The organism is Mesorhizobium sp. 2RAF45, assembly GCF_052115225.1.
GTDB classification, from domain to species: domain Bacteria; phylum Pseudomonadota; class Alphaproteobacteria; order Rhizobiales; family Rhizobiaceae; genus Mesorhizobium; species Mesorhizobium jarvisii.
Map to the genome: position 1 here is coordinate 223,858 of NZ_JBFRGG010000001.1, position 25,529 is coordinate 249,386.

Annotated in this window: 25 protein-coding genes and 1 pseudogene; 13 read left to right on the forward strand and 13 right to left on the reverse strand. The window is 61.8% G+C overall.

Annotated features, from left to right (window positions below; all coding sequences use genetic code 11):
• Nucleotides 1-130: 130 nt before the first annotated feature.
• From AB4Z43_RS01075 to AB4Z43_RS01100, 6 genes are all read right to left on the reverse strand, one after another.
• Entirely contained in the window at nucleotides 131-571 is a 441-nt protein-coding gene (locus AB4Z43_RS01075; RefSeq protein WP_441935396.1) for a hypothetical protein, read from the reverse strand.
• A 136-nt stretch (nucleotides 572-707) separates the two neighbouring features.
• Nucleotides 708-875, reverse strand: a complete 168-nt coding sequence (locus tag AB4Z43_RS01080) for a hypothetical protein (protein ID WP_164482285.1) — start codon at nucleotides 873-875, stop codon at nucleotides 708-710.
• Nucleotides 876-1,206: 331 nt separating this feature from the next.
• A complete protein-coding gene (locus tag AB4Z43_RS01085) occupies nucleotides 1,207-2,136 on the reverse strand; it encodes a DUF2493 domain-containing protein (protein WP_441935397.1) in 930 nt (309 codons plus the stop codon).
• A gap of 356 nt (nucleotides 2,137-2,492) precedes the next feature.
• Nucleotides 2,493-3,554: a DUF7146 domain-containing protein gene (locus AB4Z43_RS01090; RefSeq protein ID WP_441935398.1), complete on the reverse strand. Its 1,062-nt coding sequence runs from the start codon at nucleotides 3,552-3,554 to the stop codon at nucleotides 2,493-2,495.
• Nucleotides 3,554-7,846, reverse strand: coding sequence for a strawberry notch-like NTP hydrolase domain-containing protein (locus tag AB4Z43_RS01095; protein ID WP_441935400.1), 4,293 nt, complete (start codon nucleotides 7,844-7,846; stop codon nucleotides 3,554-3,556). Before AB4Z43_RS01095 ends, AB4Z43_RS01090 begins: the two co-directional genes overlap by 1 nt.
• Before the next feature lie 166 nt (nucleotides 7,847-8,012).
• Nucleotides 8,013-9,611 carry a DNA-binding protein gene (locus tag AB4Z43_RS01100; RefSeq protein ID WP_441935401.1) on the reverse strand — a complete coding sequence of 533 codons (1,599 nt, stop codon included), beginning with the start codon at nucleotides 9,609-9,611 and terminating at the stop codon, nucleotides 8,013-8,015.
• On the opposite strand from AB4Z43_RS01100, the gene AB4Z43_RS01105 reads away from it, so the two are divergent.
• The gene (locus tag AB4Z43_RS01105; RefSeq protein ID WP_441935402.1) at nucleotides 9,567-10,193 is read left to right on the forward strand and encodes a hypothetical protein; all 627 of its coding nucleotides are present in this window, start codon (nucleotides 9,567-9,569) and stop codon (nucleotides 10,191-10,193) included. The genes AB4Z43_RS01100 and AB4Z43_RS01105 overlap by 45 nt on opposite strands.
• Before the next feature lie 83 nt (nucleotides 10,194-10,276).
• Here AB4Z43_RS01105 and AB4Z43_RS01110 read toward each other — a convergent pair whose 3' ends face one another.
• A complete protein-coding gene (locus tag AB4Z43_RS01110; RefSeq protein WP_441935403.1) occupies nucleotides 10,277-11,239 on the reverse strand; it encodes an ArdC family protein in 963 nt (320 codons plus the stop codon).
• A 317-nt stretch (nucleotides 11,240-11,556) separates the two neighbouring features.
• Here AB4Z43_RS01110 and AB4Z43_RS01115 point away from each other — a divergent pair, with 317 nt between their 5' ends.
• The 3 genes from AB4Z43_RS01115 to AB4Z43_RS01125 all read left to right on the forward strand — a co-directional run bounded on the left by AB4Z43_RS01115 (nucleotide 11,557) and on the right by AB4Z43_RS01125 (nucleotide 13,651).
• A complete protein-coding gene (locus AB4Z43_RS01115) occupies nucleotides 11,557-12,282 on the forward strand; it encodes a hypothetical protein (protein WP_441935404.1) in 726 nt (241 codons plus the stop codon).
• 83 nt (nucleotides 12,283-12,365) lie between these two features.
• Entirely contained in the window at nucleotides 12,366-12,959 is a 594-nt protein-coding gene (locus AB4Z43_RS01120; protein ID WP_441936135.1) for an SOS response-associated peptidase, read from the forward strand.
• A gap of 62 nt (nucleotides 12,960-13,021) precedes the next feature.
• Complete coding sequence (locus tag AB4Z43_RS01125; protein ID WP_441935405.1) at nucleotides 13,022-13,651, forward strand: HD domain-containing protein; 630 nt, start codon at nucleotides 13,022-13,024, stop codon at nucleotides 13,649-13,651.
• A gap of 113 nt (nucleotides 13,652-13,764) precedes the next feature.
• On the opposite strand, the gene greA is transcribed toward AB4Z43_RS01125, so the two are convergent.
• Complete coding sequence (gene greA, locus AB4Z43_RS01130) at nucleotides 13,765-14,247, reverse strand: transcription elongation factor GreA (RefSeq protein WP_441935406.1); 483 nt, start codon at nucleotides 14,245-14,247, stop codon at nucleotides 13,765-13,767.
• Between the two features lie 281 nt (nucleotides 14,248-14,528).
• Here greA and AB4Z43_RS01135 point away from each other — a divergent pair, with 281 nt between their 5' ends.
• The 3 genes from AB4Z43_RS01135 (at nucleotide 14,529) to AB4Z43_RS01145 (ending at nucleotide 15,970) form a co-directional block, all read left to right on the forward strand.
• Nucleotides 14,529-14,885 (forward strand): VOC family protein, encoded by a 357-nt coding sequence (locus tag AB4Z43_RS01135; protein ID WP_441935407.1) that lies wholly within the window; start codon nucleotides 14,529-14,531, stop codon nucleotides 14,883-14,885.
• Nucleotides 14,882-15,343, forward strand: coding sequence for a hypothetical protein (locus AB4Z43_RS01140; RefSeq protein ID WP_441935408.1), 462 nt, complete (start codon nucleotides 14,882-14,884; stop codon nucleotides 15,341-15,343). Before AB4Z43_RS01135 ends, AB4Z43_RS01140 begins: the two co-directional genes overlap by 4 nt.
• A 105-nt stretch (nucleotides 15,344-15,448) precedes the next feature.
• Nucleotides 15,449-15,970: a dihydrofolate reductase family protein gene (locus tag AB4Z43_RS01145; RefSeq protein WP_441935409.1), complete on the forward strand. Its 522-nt coding sequence runs from the start codon at nucleotides 15,449-15,451 to the stop codon at nucleotides 15,968-15,970.
• Between the two features lie 93 nt (nucleotides 15,971-16,063).
• On the opposite strand, the pseudogene AB4Z43_RS01150 reads toward AB4Z43_RS01145, so the two are convergent.
• From AB4Z43_RS01150 to AB4Z43_RS01160, 3 genes and pseudogenes are all read right to left on the reverse strand, one after another.
• Nucleotides 16,064-19,329: pseudogene (locus AB4Z43_RS01150) on the reverse strand (error-prone DNA polymerase).
• Nucleotides 19,326-20,849, reverse strand: coding sequence for a Y-family DNA polymerase (locus tag AB4Z43_RS01155; protein WP_441935410.1), 1,524 nt, complete (start codon nucleotides 20,847-20,849; stop codon nucleotides 19,326-19,328). The pseudogene AB4Z43_RS01150 and the gene AB4Z43_RS01155 overlap by 4 nt, the downstream one beginning before the upstream one ends.
• Nucleotides 20,761-21,525 (reverse strand): ImuA family protein, encoded by a 765-nt coding sequence (locus AB4Z43_RS01160; RefSeq protein ID WP_441935411.1) that lies wholly within the window; start codon nucleotides 21,523-21,525, stop codon nucleotides 20,761-20,763. Before AB4Z43_RS01160 ends, AB4Z43_RS01155 begins: the two co-directional genes overlap by 89 nt.
• A gap of 177 nt (nucleotides 21,526-21,702) precedes the next feature.
• On the opposite strand from AB4Z43_RS01160, the gene AB4Z43_RS01165 reads away from it, so the two are divergent.
• From AB4Z43_RS01165 to AB4Z43_RS01175, 3 genes are all read left to right on the forward strand, one after another.
• Nucleotides 21,703-21,993, forward strand: coding sequence for a hypothetical protein (locus tag AB4Z43_RS01165; RefSeq protein WP_441935412.1), 291 nt, complete (start codon nucleotides 21,703-21,705; stop codon nucleotides 21,991-21,993).
• A gap of 607 nt (nucleotides 21,994-22,600) precedes the next feature.
• Nucleotides 22,601-23,425, forward strand: coding sequence for a non-homologous end joining protein Ku (gene ku / locus AB4Z43_RS01170; RefSeq protein WP_441935413.1), 825 nt, complete (start codon nucleotides 22,601-22,603; stop codon nucleotides 23,423-23,425).
• Nucleotides 23,426-23,459: 34 nt separating this feature from the next.
• Nucleotides 23,460-23,765 (forward strand): helix-turn-helix domain-containing protein, encoded by a 306-nt coding sequence (locus AB4Z43_RS01175; protein ID WP_342215773.1) that lies wholly within the window; start codon nucleotides 23,460-23,462, stop codon nucleotides 23,763-23,765.
• A gap of 27 nt (nucleotides 23,766-23,792) precedes the next feature.
• On the opposite strand, the gene AB4Z43_RS01180 is transcribed toward AB4Z43_RS01175, so the two are convergent.
• Together AB4Z43_RS01180 and AB4Z43_RS01185 are read right to left on the reverse strand one after the other, a co-directional pair.
• Entirely contained in the window at nucleotides 23,793-24,101 is a 309-nt protein-coding gene (locus tag AB4Z43_RS01180) for a hypothetical protein (RefSeq protein ID WP_441935415.1), read from the reverse strand.
• Nucleotides 24,098-24,313 (reverse strand): hypothetical protein, encoded by a 216-nt coding sequence (locus AB4Z43_RS01185; RefSeq protein ID WP_441935416.1) that lies wholly within the window; start codon nucleotides 24,311-24,313, stop codon nucleotides 24,098-24,100. Before AB4Z43_RS01185 ends, AB4Z43_RS01180 begins: the two co-directional genes overlap by 4 nt.
• 110 nt (nucleotides 24,314-24,423) lie before the next feature.
• Between AB4Z43_RS01185 and AB4Z43_RS01190 the strand changes: the two genes are divergently transcribed.
• From AB4Z43_RS01190 to AB4Z43_RS01200, 3 genes are read left to right on the forward strand one after another with little or no spacing between them, the layout of a single operon-like run.
• Nucleotides 24,424-24,663 carry a hypothetical protein gene (locus tag AB4Z43_RS01190; protein ID WP_441935417.1) on the forward strand — a complete coding sequence of 80 codons (240 nt, stop codon included), beginning with the start codon at nucleotides 24,424-24,426 and terminating at the stop codon, nucleotides 24,661-24,663.
• A 2-nt stretch (nucleotides 24,664-24,665) separates the two neighbouring features.
• Nucleotides 24,666-24,821, forward strand: coding sequence for a hypothetical protein (locus AB4Z43_RS01195; RefSeq protein WP_441935418.1), 156 nt, complete (start codon nucleotides 24,666-24,668; stop codon nucleotides 24,819-24,821).
• Nucleotides 24,818-25,222, forward strand: a complete 405-nt coding sequence (locus AB4Z43_RS01200; protein WP_441935419.1) for a GFA family protein — start codon at nucleotides 24,818-24,820, stop codon at nucleotides 25,220-25,222. The genes AB4Z43_RS01195 and AB4Z43_RS01200 overlap by 4 nt, the downstream gene beginning before the upstream one ends.
• Nucleotides 25,223-25,529: the final 307 nt, after the last annotated feature.

Consider the following 25,529-nt stretch of genomic DNA (forward strand, 5'->3'; position numbering starts at 1 on the left):
AGACCAAACGAGGTCGCGCCGGCACGTGCACGTTGCTCGATTCTTGGCACGTAAACCGATCGCTCCAACCCCGATGATGAGGAGGCTAAGGCCTTCATCGCTCTGGTCCATCTGCCTCGCTCGCGCGGGTTTAAGCTTGAACCATGCCCCTATCGGATTGGTCGCCGGCGGCCATGGCCGCGATCCGGAGAAACGCCGTGACGCCAACGGCGACCGCGCCAATGACGGAAAAGACGATCTGCCAGGTTTCGGAAGGCATCATGAGCTTCGCGATGCCATGAGTGGCATGGTAGCCGGCAACGATCGCAGGCGCGACGAAGACCAGCGCGATCGCTATCTTCGCCCACATGGACCTGATAACGCCGAGGAGGATTTGGCCGACGCCGAGTGTCAACCCGGCTGCCGGGACGCCGACGAGGATCGCGCCAAGCCAGCCGGCACCCGTGTTGAGTGACCACGTGCCTGCGGTGACCCCGGCGAACAGCGGAAGGGCGAAGATAGCAAGCGTGAACAGCAGCCAGCACAGGATGCCGATGGCCGCGATGCAAAGGAGAATGCCGAGAATGATCATGATGGTGTCTCCGAGAGAATAGCTCTGACGATTGTGCCTTCCACCACCACCTCTGCGCAGTGCAAAGCATAGCAACGAAAACCACTGACAAAAAATGCCAAAGGTCTTACTTAGCCAAAGGCAATGTTCGCCCCCGTCATGGGGCGAACGGGTCGATTTCACCGATGATGGCAGCCTCGTCGCCGTCATACTCGTTCACCGGCACGACCGAGAGAGTGCCGTCACCGGCCCGGAAAATCACGATGCTGACCATCATGCTGGTGGCGAGGCTGAAGGCGAAGGCGTTTGCTTCTGCGAGGGACATCTTACCGGCTCCTGTTTGGAAGCGGGGACCATCCCCGCGTGACAGGCGCCCGATGTGTCCGGCCGAGGGCCGCAATCACCGTGGAGGCGAAGCCGGAACGGCGGCACGCTTTGCGTAGTCCGACCCTTCATGGGTTGATGGCATCAGGTCCTCGGACCGGACCAAGGAATTGCGCCGATAAACGCGGCGATGGGCCGTGCTTGCAATTTCAGAAGCCGATGAAGCCTCTAGCTACACGTCCTGCCTTCGTTCGCCGCAAACTGCCAAGAAGGCTGGTCAGAATCCGTCCGGGGCGAACATGGCATCGTGTGACGTTGGCCTCGTCGACCCATCATGCGGCGCCGAATTTCATGACCGGGATGCCGAGCTTGCGTGCCTTGTCAGCGAGGTTGTCCTGGATGCCAGTGCCAGGAAAGTGAATGACGCCGATGGGCTTTGTATCTAGCATTGCATCGTTGCGCCTGAAGGGAGCGGCCTTGGCGTGCCGGGTCCAGTCAGGCTTGAAGCCAATCTGCGGAACCTTGCGATGGTGAGCCCATTTGGCCGCGATCAACTCGGCTCCCTTCGGTGACCCTCCGTGGAGAAGGACCATGTCGGGATGCTTGGTATGGACCTGGTCAAGCTTGGCCCAGATCAGCCGATGGTCATTGAAGTCGAGCCCACCCGTGAAAGCGACCTTTGGACCGGCAGGCAGAAGCGCGTGGCTATCGGCATACTTCTTGGCGGCGAGGAAATCACGACTGTCGATCATCGCCGCGGTGAGATGGCGATGGTTGACGACGGAGCCCGAACGGGGTCGCCAGATCGAATGCGAGTGATGCTCGAAATGCTCGCCAGCCTGGTCGCGCATAAGCTCGAAGGCACTGCGGCGTTCGAGCAGCGTCTGACCCTGGGCGATGAGCCGTTCGAGTTCAACGGACTTGACCTCGGACCCATCCTGTTCACGCTGCAGACGCTGCTGGGCCACTTCGTTTTCGTCGAGTTCGCGCTCGATCCGATAGCACGCGCGATGGAAGAGGTTGACCGTGCCCCAGAGAAGCTCCTCAAGGTCGGGTTCGAGGCGTGTGTCGGCCATCGCCACCACGAGGGCGTCGAAGATGTCGGCGATGCTGGCTGCGATGACCTGGCCCTCTGGAAGCGGGCGCGGATCGGGTTCATCCTCGAAGGGACGGTACCCGTAGAGCTGGAGCTCCTGCAGGAGGTGTTCGGTGGGGGACGATGCTGGTTGCGGTTCTAACTCGGTGTCTTGCTGGCTAACCATTGTCGGCTTCCTTCGGTGGATCGACCGCGCCCATCGCGGCCTTCATGGCGACGAAGGCGGCGGGCGGTCCGGACCTGCACCCGCAGCGCCAGCGCAGGGCCGCAACGGCAGTGGAGGATGGCGAGCACGGCTATTTTGGTTCGCGATGGAAAGGCCCGAGCCGGGGTCCCCGCGCGGCCCGCCACGCGGGGTGGATAGGGCCGCCGGAAAATAGCCGGGCGCAGCCATTGCCGGGCCGGGCCGCCCGCTGCCCGATCGCCCTCTGGAAGGCCGTGGGCCGGCCCGATCCCCAGCGGAGAAACGCGACATGCGCACGACATGACAGCGGCTCGCCGCCGTCACCACCCTCCTTCCAGTCAGGCCGCGAGGAGCATGAAACGCATGACATCCTGTGGCGCGATCTGAACCCGCAAGGACGCTCTGACCGCTTCCAAACCGAGCATACGCAGATCCTCGTTGAAATCCCCGAGCCGCGGCGTCAGCACCATCGCTTCGATCCCGACCGAATTGGCGCGTTCGATGAGGGTCGCCATTGCTCCATCCCCTGCCCGATCATTGTCGCGAGCGATGTAGAGTCGCCGCAGTGTGTCAGGAAACACGATGGCCGACAGATGTGCAGCCGACAGGGCTGCAATGACCGGCAAGGAGGGAAGCGCCGAACGTTGCGACAACATGGTCTCGATACCTTCACCCGCCGCCATCACGTCGCAGCCGACGCCGAAGCGGACCGCGTGCCCGAGCAGTTCGCCCATGGCTCGCCGAGGTGTGTCGATCGGAGCCCGGCCGAGATGGGCTTCGCTGAAGCCGCCCGGATCGAGCCATGTGCGGTGTGCGCCGGTGAGCTTGCCTTTGAGGTCGGTGACTGCCGCGATCATTGCCGGCCAGGTCTCGGTCGGCCCGGGCTCGTTGGGACGGTAGTAGCAGCGCGGATGAAAGCGAAGGCTTCCGGTTTCGTGCAAGGCCGTTATGCCGCGTGCACGCAAATATATCTCGACGGGGGTGCCAGCGATCGGCTGCGAGATGGAGACCAACCGCCTGGCCGCTTCGATAGAACCGAAAGGAGCCGGAGCCGATTTTCGTCTGCGTTCCGTCTTATCGGGAGTTGGCTGCGGCATGGACAAAAAGCTGCGCGCCTCATCGGCGACCTCTTTGAAGTCCGCCGCGCCAAGAAACGCTCTGATAACATCGAGCAAATCGCCGTGCTCGCCGGTGGCGGCGTCCGTCCACTTGCCTGCCTGGCCTTTACCGGAGTCTGGACCCTCAAGGCGGACGAACATTGACCGCCCAGGCGAATTGCGAACATCGCCAACCAGCCAGTACCTGCCCTCGCGGTGACCGTTGGAAAGATAGCGCCGGCATGCCGCTTCGGCCTGTTGGGCAAGGCGCCATGCCAGTTCGGAAGCATTGTGAGGAAACATCAGATGGTTTCCCTCTCACCAACGCGCTGCACGGGATAGCGCTGAAGGACCTTTGCAAGGACCGATGATCCCTTTGCATCGGTGGGGACGAACATGCGCAATTGCCACGATATGATCTCGTGGAACAGCCCGTCCGCCGAGAGCCGCTCGCGCATGGTATCGGTGAAGCCCGAAAGCTCGATGCGATTGGCGCCCATGACGCGGACGCGGCGCAGATGAAGGTCTTCAGCGAGGTCGAGCGTCGTGCGACCCTCCATCAGCCCGTTGAAGGCATCCTCCGCGGTCAACGTGCTGACACCGATTGCGAGTGCGCCGGCCACCCAGGCGGCCGAAACCCTGCGACCGGTAATGCGCTGGCCGTCATCGGTCTGAAGGCGATAGACGCGGCTCGACTCGTTGGGCAGCCGTTTCCAGATCGGCAGCAGCAAGCCCGCGACGATGTGGATGGTCGAGTCGGAGAACGCCGGGATTCCGGCAATTTCGGCATTCCATGCGGACACGAAAGGGCCCCGATCCGTAACACCCCAGTGGCTCTCCTCCATCGCGCGCAGTGAGCCATGATGTTGCTCCATCGGCCGGATCAAGCGGACCCGCCGCTCGATCTCGCCGTCGTCGAGCATGAATGATGGCGCCGGAAGTTGCACGGCGGCACGCCCTGACCGTTCGTTGACCAGGAGGAAGGCGTGTGGATCGTCGAGATGGGCGACAGCCTCCTGCGCAGACATGGGTCGATTGCGCTGGCGCTGGGCGATGGTGAGCAGCTGCGTTTCGGTGCCGGTGCCCGGATGGGTGTAGATCGTGCGCCGTTCCGTGACAGCGAAGCTCTCGGCCTGCATCGTTTCCAGCCCGATGTCATAGACGCCTGCCGCGATGGCGCCTTCCACCTTGGCCGCAAGCAACTGCTCGAAGACCGCGAACAGAATGTCCTGCAGGTCGATGGTGATTGCCAGCAGGCGATTGAGGAAAGTGGTGATCGGCGGCAGCTCATCCTTGATGCCGCTATCGTCCATCAGCTTCAGGCCGGTCATCTCCTCGAACCGCTGCAGCGAGCAGCCTTCGACCTTGCCGCGGGCAACCAGCACATAGAGCTGGCGCAACGCAGCGCGCGCATAGTGCGATTCCAGATTGTCCTCTGGCCGGAACAGGCCATGCCCGCCAGTCTGGCGCTGGCCGCGGGTGATTGCGCCCAGCGTGTCGAGGCGGCGGGCGATGGTGGAAAGGAAGCGCTTCTCCGCTTTCACATTGGTGGCGATCGGCCGGAACAGCGGCGGCTGCGCCTGATTGGTCCGGTGTGTGCGTCCGAGGCCCTGGATGGCCGTATCGGCCTTCCAACCGGGCTCCAGCAGATAGTGGACGCGCAGCCGCGTGTTTCGCGCCGAGATTTCGGCGTGGTAACTGCGTCCCGTCCCGCCGGCATCGCTAAAGACGAGAACGCGTTTCACATCATCCATGAAAGCCTGCGTCTCGGCGAGATTAGCCGAGGCCGCGCGGCTCTCAACCATTAGTCTGTCGCCCTTCCGGACGATGCGCCGCGACCGGCCCGTCACCTCAGCCACTGTGTCCGTGCCGAAGCGCTGCACAATCTGGTCAAGCGCGCCGGGTACCGGCGGCAGACTGGCGAGCTTTTCGATCAACGCCGTCCGGCGGGCGACCGCCTCGCGGCTCTCGACGGGCTGCCCGTCACGATAGACCGGCCTGGATGACAGGTTGCCCTCTGAATCCGTGAAGGGCTCATAGAGCTGGACCGGGAAGGAATGAGCGAGATAGTCGAGCACATATTCGCGTGGCGTTATGTCGACGCGGATATCGTTCCATTCCTGCGCCGGGATCTCGGCCAGCCTCCGCTCCATGAGCGCCTCGCCGGTGGAGACGATCTGGATGACCGCCGAATGGCCGGCTTCGAGATCCTGCTCGATCGAGCGGATCAGCGTCGGCGTCTTCATCGATGTCAGCAGGTGACCGAAGAAACGCTGCTTGGCGCTCTCGAAGGCCGAGCGGGCGGCCGACTTGGCCTGGCGGTTCAGTGTGCCGCTGTCGCCTGTGATGTTGGCGGCCTGCATAGCTGCGTCGAGATTGTTGTGAATGACGGCGAAGGCGGCAGCGTAGGCGTCGTAGATGCGCCGCTGCTCGGATGTCAGTTCGTGCTCGATGAGCTCATACTCGACACCGTCGAAGGAGAGCGAACGAGCCGTGTAAAGGCCCAGCGCCCGCAAGTCTCGAGCGAGCACCTCCATCGCCGCCACGCCACCTGCCTCTATTGCCTCGACGAACTCCGCCCGGGTCGAGAACGGGAAGTCTTCACCGCCCCACAGGCCGAGCCTCTGGGCGTAGGCCAGATTGTCGACGGTGGTCGCTCCGGTTGCGGAGACGTAGACGACCCGGGCGTCCGGCAGCGCATGCTGCAGGCGCAGGCCGGCGCGGCCCTGCTGAGAGGGGGCGACATCGCCGCGCTCCCCCTTGCCGCCGCCGGCGTTCTGCATTGCGTGCGCCTCGTCGAAAATGAGCACTCCATCGAAATCGGAGCCCAACCATTCTACGATCTGCTTGACCCGCGAAACCTTCTCGCCGCGGTCGTCGGAACGCAGCGTGGCATAGGTTGTAAACAGGACGCCTTCCGCCAGAGCGATGGAACGGCCCTGCGGGAAGCGCGACAGTGGAATGACCAGCAGACGCTCCATTCCAAGCGCCGACCAGTCGCGCTGAGCATCCTCAAGCAGCTTGTCCGACTTGGATATCCAAACGGCCCTGCGGCGGCCCTGCAACCAATTGTCGAGGACGATACTGGCGGACTCCCGGCCTTTGCCGACGCCGGTGCCGTCCCCGATAAAAAACCCCTGCCGGAAGCGCACCGCCCCTTCCGCATCCTGCGGCGCGGCTTTGACGATATCGAAGGTACCGCCGTCGACCAACCATGAACCGGCGAGAAAGCCCGAATGGGCTTCACCGGCCAGGATCAGCGTTTCGAGCTGGGCATCGGAGAGTGACGACAGGATATCGCCGGGAAGCGTTGGCCGATAGCTCGGCTTTGGCGGCGCGACCGAGGCCATGGCGGTGGATTGGACAAGCTTGGTGGGATGCGCCTGGGAGCCTGGAATGCGGATCGTCTGCAATCCGTATTGCTCATAGATCGCGTCGGTCAGCCGCACCTGCTCACCGGGTACCCAGTCGATCGTCTCATACGAGAGTTCAACACCAGCCGGCCCGGAAAGCTCGTGGCGAGCAGGACAAGCGACAGAGCGGCCGGGATAGCCGCGCACGGAGCGTGGAATCGAACCAGCTGGAAGGACCTTGATGGTCTCGGCGCACGGCAACCTTGCGGGAAGATGCTCTTCTATCCAACCGAGCAGCGTTGCGGCGTCCGGAGCAAGACCGGGAGATTCCGGAAAGAAAGATGGATCGTCGGCCGGCAGCTTGTCGATGACCGTCAGGCGCGTCTCGATCGTCGTGCCATGCCTGGCATAGACCGAGCCCTCGATGGCCGCAGTGAAGACGACGCGACCATGTCTCTGCAGGCGGATGAAGGCATCGCGCCAGGCGGGCGCCTGCGGTCCAAAGTTCGCGCCGCTGATTGTGACCAGCCGGCCACCCTCGGCAAGCCGTGCGAGGGCCGAAGCAATGTGGCGGCTGGCTGCATCAGAAGCCCGACCCCGCACATTGGCGAGCACGGAAAATGGCGGATTCATCAGCACCACAGTCGGTATAATCGTCGGGTCCAGGTGGTCATCGATCTGGGCAGCGTCGAACCGGGTCACCGAGAGTGCCGGGAAGAGGCTGGACAGCAGGCTGGCGCGGGACTCGGCAAGTTCGTTGAGGACGAGCGAGCCGCCGGCGATCTCGGCGAGAATGGCGAGAAGGCCGGTGCCAGCGGAAGGCTCCAGTACCCGATCCGCAGGCGTAATGGCGGCCGCGGTGACGGCCGCGAGGCCAAGCGCGATCGGCGTCGAGAACTGCTGGAAGGCCTGACTCTCCTCGGAGCGGCGCGTATGCGTCGGCAGAAGGCCGGCGATCCTGCCAAAGCGCGGCAAGGCGTGAGCCGAAGATCCGGCTTTGCGCAGAAGTGATTTTCCGTATTTGCGAAGGAAGAGGACGGTTGCCGCCTCGCACGCATCATAGGCAGTTTTCCAGTCCCAGGCCCCGCTCGCGTCGGACGCGCCGAACGAGGCCTCCATCGCCGCACGCAGAACGGCCGTGTCGATGCGCTGACCCCGTTCGAGATGGGGAAGCAGAAGCATGGCGGCCGCGTGGATGGCCGTGGCTGGGTCGTTGATGGGTGTCGAAAACGAAACGTTCATTGGTTAAGGCCCTTGGAGAGCGACACGGGAAAGCCGGCCGGCGCTCTCTCTGACCGGACGGGCTCAAACCCGTCGCGGCCCGGCTCTCACTCTGACCGCCGCACACAAAAAATGCCCGGCGCTCTTGCGAGTGCCGGGCAGCCGGTTGGCCAGGGAAAGGCCGTGACTATTCGGCGGCGTCGAGATGCTGTTCGTTCCCGTCGCCGGCCGATCCATCCTCGTCGTCACCCGCCAGGAAGTCCGGCAAAGTTTCGTCTGTGTCGTCCGCGTTTTGCTCGACCGGCTCGGCATCGAGGCCGGCAAGCCGCAGCGGTTCAGGCAGCCAGCCGCTGCCGGCGAGCAGCCGCTCCGCCTCCTTGGCCATGTCGTCCTTCTTCAGGTGGTCGATAAGCTGGGCTGCGCGTTCGCCGTCACCCTCACGAACGGCCTCGACAATTCGCGCCTTGGTGACGCGTCCGAGATAGTTGCCGACCGTCGGCCGCCAGCCGGCATCGACCATGTCGAGGCCGACCACGCGGGCCAGATGATCGGCATCAGTGAGACGCTGCCGGACGCCATGCGCCGAGATGGCGCCGTTGCCGTAGCGATCGGCCCTTTCATAGAGGGCGTTCACACCGAAGGAGGCACAATGGGCAAACAACGCGGCTCGCTCGTCGTCCCCGAGCGACGCAAGTGCACCCCAAAGGTTGCTGACGTCTTCCGGCAGGCGGGTCTCCCAAGCCGCATGACGGGCTTCGATCGCTTGCGCGTAAGGTGTGTCACGAAGCCCGGGAGCTTGGGCAGGGAAGACCGTGCCGCGGACGGAGACCTCCATCGCGACACCCTGTGAGCGGTACCGGGAAAACACGTCCCGCACGAACTTGTGGAGCACGGCGAGGAAGGCGGCCGCCGGATCATTTGCCAGCTTGTCGCGCAGCGCCAGCGTGCGCTCGGCGGTCAGCTCCATGACCAGGCGATCCGGCAATGGCTTGATGCTGTCCTCCTCCTCATCCTCCTGTTCGATCGGCTTGCCACCGATGGTGATGACTGCGCGCTGTACCGACCCTGCCTTCGCCGGATCGCCGGTCCCCTCTGTCCCGAAATCGTTCTCCTCGTCAGTCGCAACGGGGGACTCGTCCTCCGGCTTCACATAGCCACGTTCGACGAGAAGCGATCCATCCGCATCGACGCTGAGAAAGACGCCGGCTCGTGCAATTTCGACCGGATCGAAGCGGACGGGGCGCGCCTCTAGCGCCCGAATGGCGGTTTCAAGCTCGCCAAACCGCTGGTCGATCTCATCGGGCAACTCGTCTGCCTCTTCGTATTCCGCCTGCAGCTTGTCGACCTCGCCACGCAGCGCGGCGAGCGTTGCCTGCTCCTCGCCGGTCAGGTCAACGGGCGTGCCCTCGAGTTTACGCAAGCCGGCCGCGGCGCCGTAGGAAAAGCTCACCGCCACTTCGATCCACTTCCAGCCCTCATTGGCAATTTCGTCAGCCATGAGCTGGAGCTTTTCGGTGACAAGACGGTCGAGCAGCAGCGCGTCTTGGAGCCATCCGCCGTCATCCGACTGGAAGAGGTCACGCAGCACCTGGCCGCCGGCTGCTTCATAGGCATCGAGGCCTGTGAACACGACCCGTTTGTCGGAGGCGCGGACGCTGTTCTCCGTCAACATGCGGCGGATCTGGTATGGCTCTTTCGACCAGCTGTTCTTGATCGCCTCCCACACTTGCTCCTGTTTCGCGTGATCGTCACTGACCGAGAACGCTTCGAGCTGGGCGATCGTCATGCCGTCGCCGGCATAGACATCGAGCAGCGCCGGCGACACGGCGGTGAGCTTGAGGCGCTGCTTGACGATGGTGACGGAGATGAAGAAAGCGGCGGCAATCTCCTCCTCGGACATGCCTTTGTCGAACATGTCCTTGAACGCTCGATATGCATCCAGCGGATGAAGTGGGGCGCGATCGATGTTCTCAGCCAGCGAAATTTCCTCGGCCATGACAGCGCTGCTGCCCAAGACACAAGGAACGGATGCGGTCTTGGCAAGCCGCTTCTGGTTCACAAGTATTTCGAGAGCGCGGTAGCGGCGGCCGCCGGCCGGGACCTCGAACATGCCCGTCTCCTCGCCGCCGGCATCGAGCACTGGACGAACATGGAGACTCTGGATCAGGCCCCGGCGGGCGATCGAAGCTGCCAGATCCTCAATCGAGACGCCGGCCTTGATGCGCCGGACGTTGGTCTGGGCAAGCACCAGCTTGTTGAAAGGAATGTCGCGCGAGGACGACAAGGTGATCTTTTGAACGGCAGTAGCCATGGTGTTTTCTCCGCGACGGGCGCCGAGAGCCTCTCTCTCGACCCACACCCGTCATGAACTACCGGCGCGCCTCTCACTCTCCGGCCACCGAAGCGGGAAAGCTGAGAGGCGCATTCGCCGCGGCGGTGCGGCGTGACCTGTCACGCCGCCTCCCTCTCGTCGTTCGCTGTCGCTGCGGTCGCTGGCTCATCGGCGCCAGGCTGGAAACCGAGGATGAACTCGGCGGCTTTCGACGCCGCGCTGGCAGCGCGGAAAATGGCGCGATTGTCCTCGCGCAGAACCTCCAGCCATGAACCGATATAGTCTGCATGCCGCACCGTCGGCAGGATGGAGAGCGAGGCACAGATGAAGGCGCCCGCCATTTCGGCGACCAATTCCTCCCGCGAATAGGATTTGGAGCCGAAGGAACCGGCCATGTCACGGCCGAGCCGGGAGGAATGACCCGACCAATGCCCCAGTTCGTGAAAGGCGGTGCGGTGCCAGTTGATCGGTTCGAAATAGGCGGCTGGCGGCGGGACCTGCACGAAGTCGCTCGCAGGGCTGTAGAAGGCGCGATTGCCTCCGATCCGAAAATCTGCGCCGGTGGACCGGATCAGTGCCTCTGCTTGCGGTTCGATCATGCCGGACGGAGGTGGTGGTGCGACTGCGGCAACGTCCTGCGGCAGGTTCTCGCATTGATCTGCATTGAAGACGGTGAAGCGTTTGAGGAATGGGATAGCCTGCGCTTCATCACCGCTTTCGCGGGCTCGCTTCCTCTCGTCGTTGGGAATGAAGCGGTCGGCGTAGAAGACGGCCGTACCATGCTCTCCCTTCCTGACGTTACCGCCGAGGGCGATCGCCTGCCGGAAAGTGAGCCAGCTCTGGCCGGTGAATCCGTGCTCGATGACCGCGCCCCACAAGATCAGGACGTTGATGCCGGAGTACCGCCGATGCGTCGACGCATTCCGCGGCATGGCGAGCGGCGCCTTTGCCGCCGCGGTTCCCCAAGGCTGCACCCAGGGGATACGTCCGGCTTCCAGTTCGGCGATGATCTTGCCGGTGACTTCCTGATAGAGGCTCGTGCGGTCGTTGCCGGAACGGGCGCGAGCGGTGTCTCTGAACATCGCGGTTCTCCGCGACGGGCGCCAGGAGCCTCTCTCCCGACCTTCAACCCGTCACGGCAAACCCGGTCCGCACTCTCACTCTCATCGATCCGTCTCGATGCCAATCGGCGGCAGGAAGAGGTGCCGGCATGACAGCGGGCGCGTCAGGGATGGAAGCCCAGATGGGGGAAGACCCGTCGCAGGCGGGGCTTCAGCTTTGCCGGCGGCCCGGCCCCGAAAGGGGGGCGCCCTTAGGACCCTCGCTCGATCAGCTGCTTCCACGCGGAACGAAATTCACCCGCGGCAATTATCGGTGCAAACCGAGCGTGGGTGTTTGCATGCCTAAGGTTCACGAAACATGGCAAGTTGAGCCGCATGGCCGATTGGAGACAGTTGCTACCGGTCTCTTGACAGTCAGCGGCGAGATTCAGATGCCGCTCGGCCATTTTCCGCGGCGAATGACAGTGATCGGCCTGACGGGAGAGCGCACGGCGATCTGGAGCTGCATACCTCTTGCAGAGCCGGAAATGCGGGAAATTGAAGCGCTCGGCGATCCAGCCTTTCTCATCGTGCCAGGCGCTGGCCATCGGCTCGACATCAAGCCTTGGAAGCTTCGCTATCCCCAGGCGAAAATTGTCTGCCCGCCGGGGGCGCGGGAGGCTGTGGAGAAAGTCGTCAAGGTCGATTCGACTGCCGATATCTTTGATGATCCTTCCGTTCGGATGGAGACGGTCCCGGGTTTAGGGGAGAAGGAGGCGGCTCTATTCGTGCGACGTGACGGCCAAACCACCCTTGTCGTCAACGACATCCTCGCCAATGTGCGCCATCCCCATGGAATTGGCGCCCACATCATGGCGCGCGTTCTTGGCTTTGGGGTCGACCGGCCGAGCACTCCGCGCGCTGCCAGATGGTTTTTTGTCCAGGACGGAAAGGCGCTGGGAGCGGCTTTTCGCAAGTGGTCAAAAGATCCCGACCTGGAGCGCATCATTGTCAGCCACGGCGATGTCATCGCCCACAAACCGCGCAAAGTGCTCGAGCGTGTCGCCCAGGATTTCGGAGCATAGCAGAAAATCACAGCGTGCTGGCGCCGCGGCCAAGCCGCGCTATTTTGCATAACTCTGCAATAGACCGAACGTATGGGGCAGCCATGTGCAATGACTACGAGCAGCATGTCGTCTGGGCCGAATATTGCCGGATGATGCAATCGCTGGCGCTCGATATTCCCACTCATCAGACGGAACTTGATTTGCCGCTGTCGGATGATATCCGCATCAGTGACCCCGCCCCGATCATGCGCGCGGCTGGCGACGCGATCGAGCTTACGCGCATGACCTTTGCCTTTCCGCCGTCCGGGCCAAAGGGCGGGCCTGTCTTCAACTTCCGCTCGGACGGACGGAGTTTCGCCAACAGCAAGCGCTGCCTCATCCCGGCATCGGCGTTTTTCGAGTTCACCGGAAAGAAGTCTCCGAAGGCGAAGCATCGCTTCACCCTCAACGGCACCCCGTTCATGGCGATTGCCGGACTATGGCGCGAAGGCGAAGGCAACAAGCCGCCCACATTCGCCATGCTCACCACGGAACCCGGGCCTGATGTAGCGCCCATCCACAATCGCCAGATCGTGGTGCTGCGCCCGGAAGACTGGGCACCATGGATACATCTCACAAAACCCGAGGCAGAACTCTTGAAGGCCTTGCCAGCTGGGTCGTTGGCGGTCGAAACCGTACGGCAAGGGAACGACTGACCCTGGTACGCCGGCACTCCTCGAGCCAAGAGGTGTATTGGTCGATTTGATGAGGTCGGAACATGCTGGAAGAGATTTCGCTGGTTAATGCGGGTGATGGGAACTGTTGCATGAGCGCTCGTGAAATCACTCCACGTGATGTGAGGCAGATCGCGGAAGCGGCACTTTTTGCCTCATATGCTCACAAGGACCAGATGCGGGAAGACATGAAAGATCCTTACATCGTCCATCTTTCCGAGGTGGCAGCGATGTGCGCAAGCATCGATCCGCTGGATCCAGTTCTGGTGGCCGCTGCGTGGCTGCACGATACGCTAGAATACACTGATACCGATGAGAGCGCCCTCCGTGAGCATTTCGGCGAGGCAGTGGCTGATCTCGTCGCCGATGTAAGCGATCCATCGGGGCTCAAAGGAAAAGCGCGCCGCCAGCGACAGGTTGACCATACCGCCACGGCCGGCCTTCGAACTAAAAGGCTCAAGCTGGCGGATCGGACGTCCAACATCGAGGAGGTTCTAAACGGTCCCGATGCCCGTTTCAGGGCAAAGAGCGGAGCCAGATATCTGAAATGGTCGCGCCGCGTCGTTGATGTTTGCCGTGGCGCCGCTCCCACGCTGGAAGCGCGCTTCGACAAGTCGGCAACGCGGCTTCAGGAGCGCCTCGACAAAGTTTTCGGCCAAAGCGTTTCACGATAGCGCTAACTGAACCCGCATTATCGCCAGTTCACACCAAAACAGGAGCCCCAGGTGTCGGCCCTGATTTGCCGTCTGGCAACCACTATGGTGGTGCGCCCTTCCCTGATGTGCACCTAGGAAATGGACAGGATCTCGATTTCGCGCTGCCCCAGCTGGACAATTTCGCCAACGGCTTTGCCAATCAGCGCGACGGCAACCGGTGAGCCGTGCGATATGGAAGCTTGAGAGGGGTTGGCTTCATCCTCACCGACGATGCGGAAGGTCTGCCTGCGGCCATCGTCACGCTCGAAGGTAACGGTGTGGCCAAAGGCGATCACTTCGTTGGAGGTCGGCGCCGGCATGAGTTGAGCCGTACGAACGCGTTCGGCATAGTAGTGCATATCTCGAACCGGGACCGCCGACTGCCGCCGCCTTTCGTTCACATCTTCCAGCGCGTTAGCGGTCGCGAAAGCCTGCTGAGCGCGAACCAATTCATCCCGCAGCGTCTTGAGACCCGCCTCAGTGACGAGATTGATCCGACCGGAAATAGGGCGAGCCGGCAATATGGTCTCCGCCGCCGCCTCAGCACTTTCCTCCTTGGCAAATGCTACGCTCAATTGGTCAAACTCCCTGCCAAACACCGTCATCAATCAGGTAACGCATGGCTGACAGTAAAGCTGCAACGATCTGTCGGTTGGCTTCGGCAGTTGGCAGGGCGAACTGTTCCCTTATTCAATGCCAGAACCGGGCGACCCTTTTTCGGCTCGAATAGACCTTCTTCTGTGCACTGGCTCAACAGCCAGCGCGTTGTTACTTCCCGGCAACAACTTGGTGGGGCAGGTCGAGAGGAACTTTTCGAATGTGCGCGAATTGATCCCGCTGAGCGGGAGAGACCCTAATGCGTATCCAAGGGATCTATGCAGCTATCGCGACAGCCGACATTGCCGCGGCTGAATCATTTTACACGAAGCTTTTCGATCGTGGCCCTGACGATCGGCCGATGGACAATCTCATACAGTGGCGAAATGTTGCCGGCGCCAACATCCAGATTATCGAGAACCAAGACAATGCCGGTTCCAGCATGTGCACCATCGTGGTGCCCGACATGAGCGAGGCGCGCACGTCTCTCAAAGCCGTTGGGCTCTTCCTTGACAATGAGCAGGAAGGGGACTTCGGAAAGATCGCCAAGCTAAGCGACCCAGACGGCAACCAGATCACGCTCGCCGAGCCGCCAAAGCAAGCCAAATCGTCATGACAGCCGACATCGGACGCAAGGCGAGAATGCCGAACGCCGCACTCAAGCCTCTTGAGCAGCTGATCGGAGAATGGCGCACGACAGGAACCCACCCCGCCGTTCCCGGCACGACGCTACGCGGTCGCGCATCGTTCACATGGCTGGAGGGCGGCGCGTTCATGGTCTGGCGGTCGCAAATTGATCATCCGGAATTTCCGGATGGCATTGCGATCTTCGCCAGCGACGACGAAGCCAAGAGCTGCTTCATCAGCTACTTCGATGGGCGCGGCGTCTCACGCAGGTACGAGGTCGTCGTCGCTGACGACGGCTTCGCCATGCAGCGCATGGATCGAAAGTTCTCGCAGCGCATGGTCTTCAAACTGGAGGCAGGTGGTAACCGCATGTTCAGTACGGGCGAGATGTCACGCGAGGGCAAAGCCTGGGAGAGCGATCTCTCGCTGACTTACGAGCGCACCTGATGTCATGACCGCGAGATGCTGAAGACCGGCCACCCAGATCGAGGACAAGCCGCCGGAGAGATCGAATGACCGCCACCTACACCTGGGACATTTTTTCAAGCCTGGATGGTTTTGGTTCTCACCACGGGGACTGGGGAGGATACTGGGGCAAGCAGGGTCCCGAACTGCTCGCGCCGTCTCGCCTTGTACGAGGAGCCGCAGCGTATGGTTTTCGGCGCAACGACGTTTCGAGAGAACGTGGAAATGCTGGCGTCCGGCGATCTGGATCCATGGGTCGTCAGGTTGAAGAACACCCCTGCGACCGTGATATCTTCCACTTTGAAAGAGCCTCTCGACTGGCCAGACGCGAGCATCGCCAGAGGTGACGCAGTCGATATGGTTGCCCGCCTGAAAGAAAGCTCCGAGGTGCCGTTGCGTTCTCATGGAAGCCTGTCGCTCAATCGCTCCTTGATGGCAGCTGGATTGGTAGACCGCCTGCAGCTAACGCTCTACCCCGTGATCACGGGCATAACTGGTCAAGCACCAATCTTTCATGGCGCGTCCGACTTTGATCTGGAGTTGCTCGAACAGCGCACGCTCGACGGCCGCACCCAAGAGCTTATCTATCGGCCGACCTTGCATCGTTAGGACAACCTCGCTCCTTCCCGTCAGCCGCCTTTCGGCAGGCAGAGCGGCGTTGGCCAGCGTGCGCATCCTCGTCGGCAAAGCTGAAACCCCAGCCTATCTGAAATCCCGTGTCTTCACCTTGATCTGGTCGATGTGCAGATAGGGGTCGATGATGTTTCGCGGCCTCGGCCCCTTCGGCAGTCCGCGCGGATCAGCCGTCGGGCTGCCGTGATGGAACTCGTCGCCACGGCCATGCGGCAACGGGAAAGCGGCATTCCGATCACCGACGCTGGCGAGATCGACCGACAGATCGGTGAGCCGATGCGCGACGAGATGGACCACCTCGCCTTCTCGCTGAATGCGCCCATAGACGCCAATCATGCCGGCACCAAGGACTACCCTGCGATATTTTTCGAAGACCTTCACCCAAACGACCAGATTGGCGATTCCGGTCTCGTCCTCGATGGTGATGAACATGACGCCCTTGGCTGAGCCCGGCCGTTGGCGAACCAGCACGAGGCCCGCCGCCTCCAGCCATTGTCCGTCACGCGCCTGCATGGCCTGCCGGCACGAGACGATGCGCTTGCGCCGCAGATCTGCACGCAAGAAGGACACAGGATGATCGCGCAGGGTCAGCCCGACATGGCCATAATCTTCAACGACCTCGCCGCCGGCGGTCATGGCACGCAATGTGACACTTGGCTCGTGGATCTCCGCCACCGTCTGCTGCTCGCGTGAAGACGCGGCCGCAAACAACGGCAACGGCTCGTCGCGTAGTCCCTTGATCGCCCATAGGGCTTCACGCCTGGCTAGCGACAATGACGGTTGAAACCCATCGGCCTGCGCAAGTTCAACCAGAGAGGCAGCGGGAACGCCGGCTCGGCGCCATAAATCATCGAGCGAAGTGAAGGGCTGGTCGGCTCGGGTGGTGACGATGGTGGCCGCGTCAGCGTTGGCCAGGCCACGAACCATGCGCAAGCCAAGGCGAACGGCAAACCGATCCTCGTCCTCAGTGGGCTCGAGCGTGCAATCCCAGCGTGAGGCGTTCACACACACCGGGCGCACCTCGACGCCATGGTCGCGGGCATCGCGCACGATCTGCGCCGGGGCGTAGAAGCCCATCGGCTGGGCATTCAACAGAGCGGCGCAGAAGACATCTGGGTGATGACACTTCAGCCAGGAGGACGCGTAGGCGATCAGCGCGAAGCTGGCAGCGTGACTTTCCGGAAAGCCGTAGCTACCGAAGCCCTCAAGCTGTTTGAAGGTCTTTTCGGCGAACTCGCGCTCATAGCCATTCTTGACCATACCGCCGATCAGCTTGGCGCCGAAGCTGGAGACGCCGCCGGTATGCTTGAAGGTCGCCATGGCGCGGCGAAGCTGATCGGCCTCGCCCGGCGTAAAGCCGGCGCATTCGATCGCCACGCGCATGGCCTGCTCCTGAAACAGCGGCACGCCCAGCGTTTTTCCAAGCACCTTTTCGAGCTCGGGCTTGGGGTAGATCACATCTTCCTTGCCTTCGCGCCGGCGCAGATAGGGATGCACCATGTCGCCCTGGATCGGCCCCGGCCGCACGATCGCCACCTCGATGACCAGATCATAGAAGGTCCGCGGCTTGATGCGCGGCAGCATTGACATCTGGGCGCGGCTTTCGATCTGGAAGGTGCCCAGCGTGTCGGCCTTGCGGATCATTGCATAGGTGCGCGGATCCTCGGCGGGTATGGTCGCAAGATCGAGCGTGATGCCCTTATGCTCGGACAGGAGATCGAAGCCTCGCTTCATGCAGGACAGCATGCCCAGCGCCAGCACATCGACCTTCATGAACTTCAGTGCATCGATGTCATCCTTGTCCCATTCAATGACCTGACGATCTTTCATCGCGGCGGGTTCAATCGGCACCAGATCGTCAAGCCTGTCACGGGTCAGCACGAAACCTCCCGGATGTTGCGACAAATGCCGTGGCGCGCCGATCAATTGCCTGGCCAGGTCAAGCGCCAGGCGCAGACGGCGGTCGCCGAGATTGAGGTTCAGCTCTTCGGCGTGCTTGGGCTGAAGGCCTTCGTCCGACCAGCCCCACACTTGCGACGACAGCATCTTGATCAAATCCTCGGGCAGGCCGAGCGCCTTGCCGACGTCACGCAAGGCGCCCTTGGAGCGGTAGCGAATGACGGTCGAGCACAAAGCTGCGTGCTCACGGCCATAGGTGTCAAACACCCACTGCATAACGATTTCGCGCCGCTCATGTTCGAAATCGACATCGATGTCGGGCGGCTCGCGGCGTTCCTCCGAGACAAAGCGCTCGAACAGCAGATCGTTGCGATCGGGATCGATCGACGTGATGCCAAGCACGTAGCAGACGGCGCTGTTCGCCGCCGATCCCCTGCCCTGGCATAGAATGTCCTGACTGCGGGCAAAGCGAACGATCGAGTTGACCGTCAGAAAATACGGCGCGTATTGCAGCTTCTCGATGAGCTGCAACTCATGCTTCAACGAAGCGACAACCTTTTCCGGCACCCCTTCGGGAAAGCGCGTCGTGGCGCCTTCCCAGGTCAGCCTCTCCAGCGCTTGCTGCGGCGTCAGGTCGGGCAGCAAGCGTTCCTCGGGATATTGATAGGCAAGTTCGTCCAGCGAAAACCGACAGCGGCCGGCGATCTCGAGACTGCGCGCGATCGCATCGGGATAGCGGCCGAACAGGCGTGCCATCTCCTCCGGCGGTTTCAAATAGCGGTCGGCATGCCTTTCCCGCCGAAACCCTGCATTGTCGATCGTGACATTGTGCCGGATGCAGGTGACGACGTCCTGCAGGATGCGCCGTGACGGTTCGTGGAAGAGGACATCGTTGGTGACGACCGTTGGCACACCGGCCTGCCTGGCAAGGGTGGCCAGATCGTGCAGCCGCAACGCGTCATTGGGACGGCGGCGCAGCGTCAGCGCCATGTAGGCCCGATCGCCAAAAGCTTCATGCAACCGTCGCAGCCAAAGTGGCATGTGTCATCGGTCTGGCTGGGAACAAGCACCGCAACGAGGCCCTCGCCAAAAGCAACTACATCGGCCCAGTGCAGCACGCATTTCGCCTTGCCGCCGCGCTTCTTGCCCAGCGACAGCAAGCGGCACAGCCGGGAGTAGGCCGCGCGATCGGTCGGGTAGACCAGGATTGAAAACTCTTCAGCGAGATCCAGCCGGCATCCGACGATCAGTCGCACACCAGTCGCCTTCGCAGCCTCATGCGCGCGCACAATGCCGGCGAGGCTGTTGCGATCGCAGATGGCAAGTGCGGGCATGTCCATGATGGCAGCTTGCGCAAACAGTTCCTCGCAGGAACTGGCGCCCCGCAGGAAAGAAAAATGCGAGGTGCATTGCAGTTCGATGTAGGACGCGGTCATCCGAAGATGCCATGCAGGAACCAGCGATGCGAGCCGGTCGCGACATCCTCGCCGTCGCCGGCGCGATAGATCCAGAACCGTTCGCCGGCGTCGTCCTCGACCTGGAAATAGTCGCGCACCGCGGCAAGCTCGGCGTCACGCTTCCACCACTCGCCAAAAACCCGCTCGGGACCATCGGCGCGCCTGACCCGCCGCCGGATGCCTCTCCAGGTGAAGCTCGCCGGCGGATGATCGGGCAACAGCGCTATCGCCTCGATCAACTCCGGCACGGCAAACAAACGCGCCGGACGCGGCCAATGGTCAGGCCAAGCGTCGCCGGTTTCAACCGACGCGGGTGCCACGCGCCGAACAGACCGTTCGGGCACGTCGCTGGCAACAGGGGTAAACCGATAGAGCCTTTCCTCACCGACACGATTGCCGAGGATGTCGATCAGATCTGAGATGTCCGCGTCGCGTTGCTCGATGAGCGATGAAATGGTCTGTCTGGGCGTCAGCGGTTCAGCCAGCGGCGCCGACAGGCGCATCAGTTCGATGCCGAAGCCCGGGTCGATTTTCTCGATCTTGTCGCAGATGAGACGCGTCAACCGCTTAACATCTCGGACCGGCAAGGCTGTGCCGACGCGAATGGCTTCGATCCGATTGTCGACGCGGTAGAGCAGCAGGTCAAGCCGCCGCGCGCCGAGGCCCTTGGCCTCCAGCTCGAGACAAAGCGCTTGAACAAGCTTGCCGACATAGCGCGCGATTGTCTCGGCGGCACCGATGGGTTCGCCAAAGGCACGCTTGACCTCGATCGCATCAGCCGGCCGGACCGGCTCTATCGGTTCGGCAAGGCGCCCCGTCGCCTGGTCAAGGCGGCGACCCAGTTCCGGTCCGAAGCGCAGGGTCAGCGGCGCGCGCGGCTGCTTCAAAAGCTCGCCTACCCTGTCGAAGCCCAAGACACGCAGACCGCTGACCATTGCATCGGGCAAGCGCAGCGCCGGGATAGGGAGCGAAAGGATTGCATCATAGGTAGCGTTCACGGCAACCACGCTGACGGTCTGCCTGACGTATCGCGCAACGGCGTGTGCGGCACCCCAGCTGTCCGCAACTGCTGCCCGCGCCAAGATGCCGGCCTGGCTGAGACGCTTGACCATATCAATCAGCATCAACTTCTCGCCGCCGTGAAGATGATCGGCGCCCGTGGTGTCCATGACCAATCCGTCCGAAGGATCTGTCGCGACGATCGGCGCGTACCGCCGCAATGCCCATAGCGCCAGCCGCTCCAATGCCTCCGCGTCGGCATCGGGTTCGGCATCCATGACCGCCAGCCCCTGGACCAGTGCCTGCGCCTTCGTTGCAGGCATTCCGACCCGCAAGCCGGCTTCCAATGCGGCGCGATCGACCGCGGTCACCAGGCGACGATTGCCGTGCCGCCCCACTGTCACCAACGGCTTATCCGATGGCGGCGAGACGTCGCCCAATTTCCTTCTGAGCCGGTCGGTCGACCAGCTTGGAAGGAAGAGCGAGACGACCCTTGGCATCACAAGCCTCCACTTCGATATCGAGCGTTTCCCCTCCACGGGATCTGATCAATTCAAGTTGCCATCGTGCCCGGCCAACACCCGGAACGGGGAGCGGCCGCGATGGCAAAACAGAAACCCGCCAGCGGCTGACGGAGGCTGTCGGCTGGCCGAAATCGGCAGCTTCGGTCTGGCGGCGCCAGCGGCGGATTGCGATGCCCATCGCTCCCGACGCTTCTGACGCAAGCTGCAAGCGTCGCGAAGCCGTCATCGACAGACGCGCAACCTCTGCAACCACGGCCCCAAGTCCGACATGCCGCAGGCCTTCCTCGAAGCAGGCGAGCAAGGATTTGTCGTCACCGGCCTCGACATAGATCACCCGATCAGGGTGAAGTCCGACCTGTGCGATTGCCGGCGCAAACAGATCCTGGCGCGTCACACACCACAGCACCTTGCCTTGCGTCCTGGCCGCAATGCCTGCAGCAAAAAGCGATGCAGCAGCGCCATCGATTGCACCATTGCCGCCACCGGCCACCTCATGAAGAGCACCAAGCGCCACCCCGCCCCCAGGCAGATGGCTGTCGATGGAAGCGACACCGAAGGGAAGCACCGCTCGTTCGCGCGTGCTTCCTCCTTCGAGACGCGCAATGCGATCTCGGAGATCGGAAATGGCAGCAGTCGGCGTCGATGCACTCATCTGTCCCCTGAACGCGAAATGCTGATGGCATGTTCCTCATTTGTTCTCTTCCTGACAAAGAGTCAATGGGACGTGAGGTCGGCGGGAAGGATCGGATATCGGTCTTCGAGCTTCCCCGTACGTCGTTCTCGGGAACCCAATTTGTGCACGGACATTGCTTGGTGACAGGAGATGTTCATGCCGAAGTTCCGCTTTGAGACCACAGAGTTCGACCAGACCACAACATTCGAGGAAGAGTTGGCGAGTCCCGATTTGGCTAGCCCGCGAGCAATCGAAAAGGCCCACGCGGCGCTTGTTGCGGGTGCTCCCTCCGGTCTCGACCAATCCGGATCGGTCACAAGGGTCTACGACGAAGCCGGCTATCTGGTCGCCACAGTCAACTTTTCAGACTTGGTGCTCGACAGCTCCCAGCAGCAGCCAATCAGCGATCCGCCGACAGAGGAGCCCGGTGTTATGCGGTCGGGCTGACTGCGCTGGCCTTCCAACTTTGAACCAACCGTCACACCGAGTTCGATTTCCAGAGAGTGTCCAATGCCCATTATCACCGGAATCGCTTTTACCTTGCTGATTTTGTTCGTTGTCCTGTTCATGACGCACGCCGCGCGTGACTTGCAGAGCTCCCCGGCGTTCTATCGTTTGAGGCGCCGGCTGCGTTACTAGGTCGTGGAAACGAAGTTCAGAGATTCGATTTAGACTCAAAGGTCGCGGTTCTGCGGGCCGCTGGACGGGTCGAAGACCCCTTCTCGATGTAAACCCTCGGTCGGCCCTCTAAAGAAAGACGGCGTATAAGCCGCAGTCCTGCGCGCGTCCGCAACAGCGGACAATTGTCGCGCGCGGGACGGAGGAAATTCGCCCCCGCCGCGGGCGGTGAACGGGACAGCCGTAGGAGCGTCAGCATAGCGCCGGCCGCAGGACGGGACGCGGGACCGACTGTCCCCGTCCGCGGCGGTCCGCATCTCCCGGTTGGTTTGGCTTTCAAGCTTCTTGCTGATTCAGTCGACTCCGCCGAACCCGCGGCAGAGGGAACGATTTGAAAGAAAACTCGTTTGCCCTGACCCGAAACAGGATAAACGACATGGTCGCGCCACGTGCTGTCTGGAAGGGCTTTTTGAAGGTTGGATCGGTAACTTGCGGGGTGAAGATTATCGGCGCCACCAGCGAGGCATCAAAGATCCATTTCAAGATTCTGAACCGCAAAGACGGCCTCCCCGTCAAAAGTGTCTATGCTGACGAAAAGACAGGAAAGACCGTCGAGAGCGAGGACCAGGTGAAGGGGTTCGAAGTCGAGAAGGATGAGTTCCTTCAAATCGAGCCCGACGACATCAAGGCGCTGAAGCTCACCTCCGATCACACGCTTGAAGTCGGTGAGTTTGTCGCGATCAATGAGATAGACACCCGCTATCTGGAGAAGCCCTACTACCTCATTCCAGCCGACGGCGCGGCCGTCGAGGCCTACGGCGTGATCCGCGATGCGATGAAGAACAAGGGAGTCGCAGCCCGATCCTGCATCGTGCTCTATCAGCGCGGCCGGGAAGTTGTGATCCAGCCTTACGGCAAGGGCATGGTGATGACCGAGTTGCGAAACCACAACGAGATGGTCTCCGAAGACAGTGTCTTCGATGGTTTGACCAAGGCGAAATACGATCCCGAATTGCTCGAAATCGCAGGCATGCTGATCGACAAAAAGGTGACAACTTTCGATCCCTCGAAATTCGAGGACACCTACGAAGATGCGCTGATTGCCATGATTGACGCGAAGCGCAAGGGCAAGGCGCCACCGAAGGCGGCTCCTAAGCCGAAAGAGAACGTTATCAACCTGGCTGAGGTGCTTAAGAAGAGCCTCAAGCAGGAGGGGCTAGCGACACCCAAAAAGAGCGAGCCGAAGCGCAAGAGCGCGTAGGCCAACGAGCACCGCGTCGATCGAGGAGAAGTTTGTGACCCAATTGACTGTCGAGCAATGCCGGGCGGCGCGTGCTCTGCTGGATTGGTCACAAGCCAGGCTTAGCGCCAAAGCGCAGGTCAGCGAGGGGACGGTTCGGGACTTCGAGAAAGGGAAGCGCATTCCGGCCGCCGGCATGATTGTCGCGATGCGATCGGCGCTCGAACTGGCGGGAGTTGCCTTTCTAAGTGATGGCGAGACGATCCATGGCGGCCCTGGCGTTCGGCTCAAGAACTCAACGGTCTCGCGCAGGCCTATCCAAGATGGCGAAGCGGGAATTATTCAGAACAGCGAGATGTAAGCCGTCACCGAAATCGAGCCATCGTGGTTACCGCTGATCGTTATACGGCTCTTTCGTTTGTCCAACCATCTTTGCCAGTTCCGAGAACGGTGGAATGTCGGATTCGCCTTGCGCATTGTTTGCGATCTGCAGAAGCCGCATCGGGAAGCAGATGGCGTCGCGATTGGCCGGCGACATATCTTCATAAGTTCGCTCGTCGCCCGTCACATTGGCCTCGGCCTTTCGCAGCGCAATATCGATGTCGTCGATCGAAAGCAGGCCCCTGTGGACAAGCAAATTGTTGATCGACGCGACTGCCATCATCAGACCTTCAAGCTGAAGATTGGCGACGTTCATGGCCGAGCACTCTTTACCGGTCCTGATGGGTTCTGTCCGTCGGACTGATGCGTCTTGTCATCGACTTCGTCCACGGGACGCGTTAATCCAACTCCGCCCTTGGGCTTCTTGTTTCCAGCTGCGTCCTGGGAGAACGCATCCGATGGGTCGGCACCCGTCTTGGCGGGATATTTCGTCGCGCCGGTTTCACGATGGTTTTCATTGTCAGACATTTTTCGGTGCTCCTCTGTGATCATCGATAACAGGCCTGCATCCCTGCGAGTTCCGCGCGGCATGGAACATTCCTGACGGCCGGTCGTTGGCCAGCAAAGGAGATGACGGGATGGCCAAGATCAAAAACCTCAACGCTGCAATTGCCAAGGAACCAGAGGCAGCCGGTGTCGAAATCCAGCGTAAAAACCCTGGCACCAATGACTCCGGCCAGGCGCCAGCCAGCCCCAAGACGGCAGGCGCTCCGCCCAAACGTGCCAGCGCTTTGGCGGACCCCTTCACGACCAGACGAAGCGACGCACGTCCGGTGGCTGGCAAGACACCTCGCCCAACCGACACACCAGGAGAATAGGCATGCCGCCCAAACCAGAGCCGAACGACGAACCGCCGGTGGATGCACCAAGCTGGACACCAGACGTGCGCGAGCCCGACCCGGACCTTTTGCCGGACGAGTTGCCAGTCCCCAACCCCGACGAGAACCGTGATCCTCCAAAGCGAGCTCTGACATGAGCGAAGATGATATTCGCGGAGGTGGGTGCCTCTGTGGTGCGGTTCGCTTCTCGGTCACAGGCGCTCCGCTTCGTGTTGGCCTTTGCCATTGTCAGGATTGCCGCCGCTCGAGCGGCAGCGCGTTCAACTTCTTCGGTGTTTGGGCGCGGTCGAATTATCAGGGCACTGGCGACCTACGGGCGTTAAATGGCCGAAGCTTTTGCCCCAATTGCGGATCGCGCATCGCCTCATTGCGGGACGACGAGGCGGAGATCATGCTGGGCGCTCTGGACCTCGCCCCGAGCGACATCATTCCAGGCTATGAACTCTGGATCGGCCGGCGCGAGCCTTGGCTGATGGATCTGAAATGGGCAGAGCAATTCCAACATGATCGAGAGGCCGAAACCCCCGACTCGGCTTGAGCCGCCGGACACATCTGCTCTCGCGTTCCGCTCTATCGATCTTCTCGCGATCGATGCGTCTTGTCATGGCAGCCTCCCTTGGTCTGCCCCCCAAAGGTGCGACTGGGTGCAAATATTCCCGACAAATAAGCGTTTCCGTCAAATGACATTGACGGATGTTCCGCGATATTTCGCGGCGGATTACACGATTGCTGGGTGGGTGACTGTCGAATGTGTTGCCGTTCTGCCGGGTACGGGAACCGCGCCTCTCGACGCTCGTTACTTCCGTGCTGCGCAGACTAACGGCCCGACGAAGCTTGCATGCGCG

Coding starts and splice junctions, on each gene's coding strand:
- AB4Z43_RS01075 (WP_441935396.1), bottom strand. CDS start 571: ATGATCATTCTCGGCATTCTCCTTTGCATCGCGGCCATCGGCATCCTG.
- AB4Z43_RS01080 (WP_164482285.1), bottom strand. CDS start 875: ATGTCCCTCGCAGAAGCAAACGCCTTCGCCTTCAGCCTCGCCACCAGC.
- AB4Z43_RS01085 (WP_441935397.1), bottom strand. CDS start 2,136: ATGGTTAGCCAGCAAGACACCGAGTTAGAACCGCAACCAGCATCGTCC.
- AB4Z43_RS01090 (WP_441935398.1), bottom strand. CDS start 3,554: ATGTTTCCTCACAATGCTTCCGAACTGGCATGGCGCCTTGCCCAACAG.
- AB4Z43_RS01095 (WP_441935400.1), bottom strand. CDS start 7,846: ATGAACGTTTCGTTTTCGACACCCATCAACGACCCAGCCACGGCCATC.
- AB4Z43_RS01100 (WP_441935401.1), bottom strand. CDS start 9,611: ATGACGATCGCCCAGCTCGAAGCGTTCTCGGTCAGTGACGATCACGCG.
- AB4Z43_RS01110 (WP_441935403.1), bottom strand. CDS start 11,239: ATGTTCAGAGACACCGCTCGCGCCCGTTCCGGCAACGACCGCACGAGC.
- AB4Z43_RS01115 (WP_441935404.1), top strand. CDS start 11,557: ATGCCTAAGGTTCACGAAACATGGCAAGTTGAGCCGCATGGCCGATTG.
- AB4Z43_RS01120 (WP_441936135.1), top strand. CDS start 12,366: ATGTGCAATGACTACGAGCAGCATGTCGTCTGGGCCGAATATTGCCGG.
- AB4Z43_RS01125 (WP_441935405.1), top strand. CDS start 13,022: ATGCTGGAAGAGATTTCGCTGGTTAATGCGGGTGATGGGAACTGTTGC.
- AB4Z43_RS01135 (WP_441935407.1), top strand. CDS start 14,529: ATGCGTATCCAAGGGATCTATGCAGCTATCGCGACAGCCGACATTGCC.
- AB4Z43_RS01140 (WP_441935408.1), top strand. CDS start 14,882: ATGACAGCCGACATCGGACGCAAGGCGAGAATGCCGAACGCCGCACTC.
- AB4Z43_RS01145 (WP_441935409.1), top strand. CDS start 15,449: ATGGTTTTGGTTCTCACCACGGGGACTGGGGAGGATACTGGGGCAAGC.
- AB4Z43_RS01155 (WP_441935410.1), bottom strand. CDS start 20,849: ATGCCAAGGGTCGTCTCGCTCTTCCTTCCAAGCTGGTCGACCGACCGG.
- AB4Z43_RS01160 (WP_441935411.1), bottom strand. CDS start 21,525: ATGAGTGCATCGACGCCGACTGCTGCCATTTCCGATCTCCGAGATCGC.
- AB4Z43_RS01165 (WP_441935412.1), top strand. CDS start 21,703: ATGCCGAAGTTCCGCTTTGAGACCACAGAGTTCGACCAGACCACAACA.
- ku (WP_441935413.1), top strand. CDS start 22,601: ATGGTCGCGCCACGTGCTGTCTGGAAGGGCTTTTTGAAGGTTGGATCG.
- AB4Z43_RS01180 (WP_441935415.1), bottom strand. CDS start 24,101: ATGAACGTCGCCAATCTTCAGCTTGAAGGTCTGATGATGGCAGTCGCG.
- AB4Z43_RS01185 (WP_441935416.1), bottom strand. CDS start 24,313: ATGTCTGACAATGAAAACCATCGTGAAACCGGCGCGACGAAATATCCC.
- AB4Z43_RS01190 (WP_441935417.1), top strand. CDS start 24,424: ATGGCCAAGATCAAAAACCTCAACGCTGCAATTGCCAAGGAACCAGAG.
- AB4Z43_RS01195 (WP_441935418.1), top strand. CDS start 24,666: ATGCCGCCCAAACCAGAGCCGAACGACGAACCGCCGGTGGATGCACCA.
- AB4Z43_RS01200 (WP_441935419.1), top strand. CDS start 24,818: ATGAGCGAAGATGATATTCGCGGAGGTGGGTGCCTCTGTGGTGCGGTT.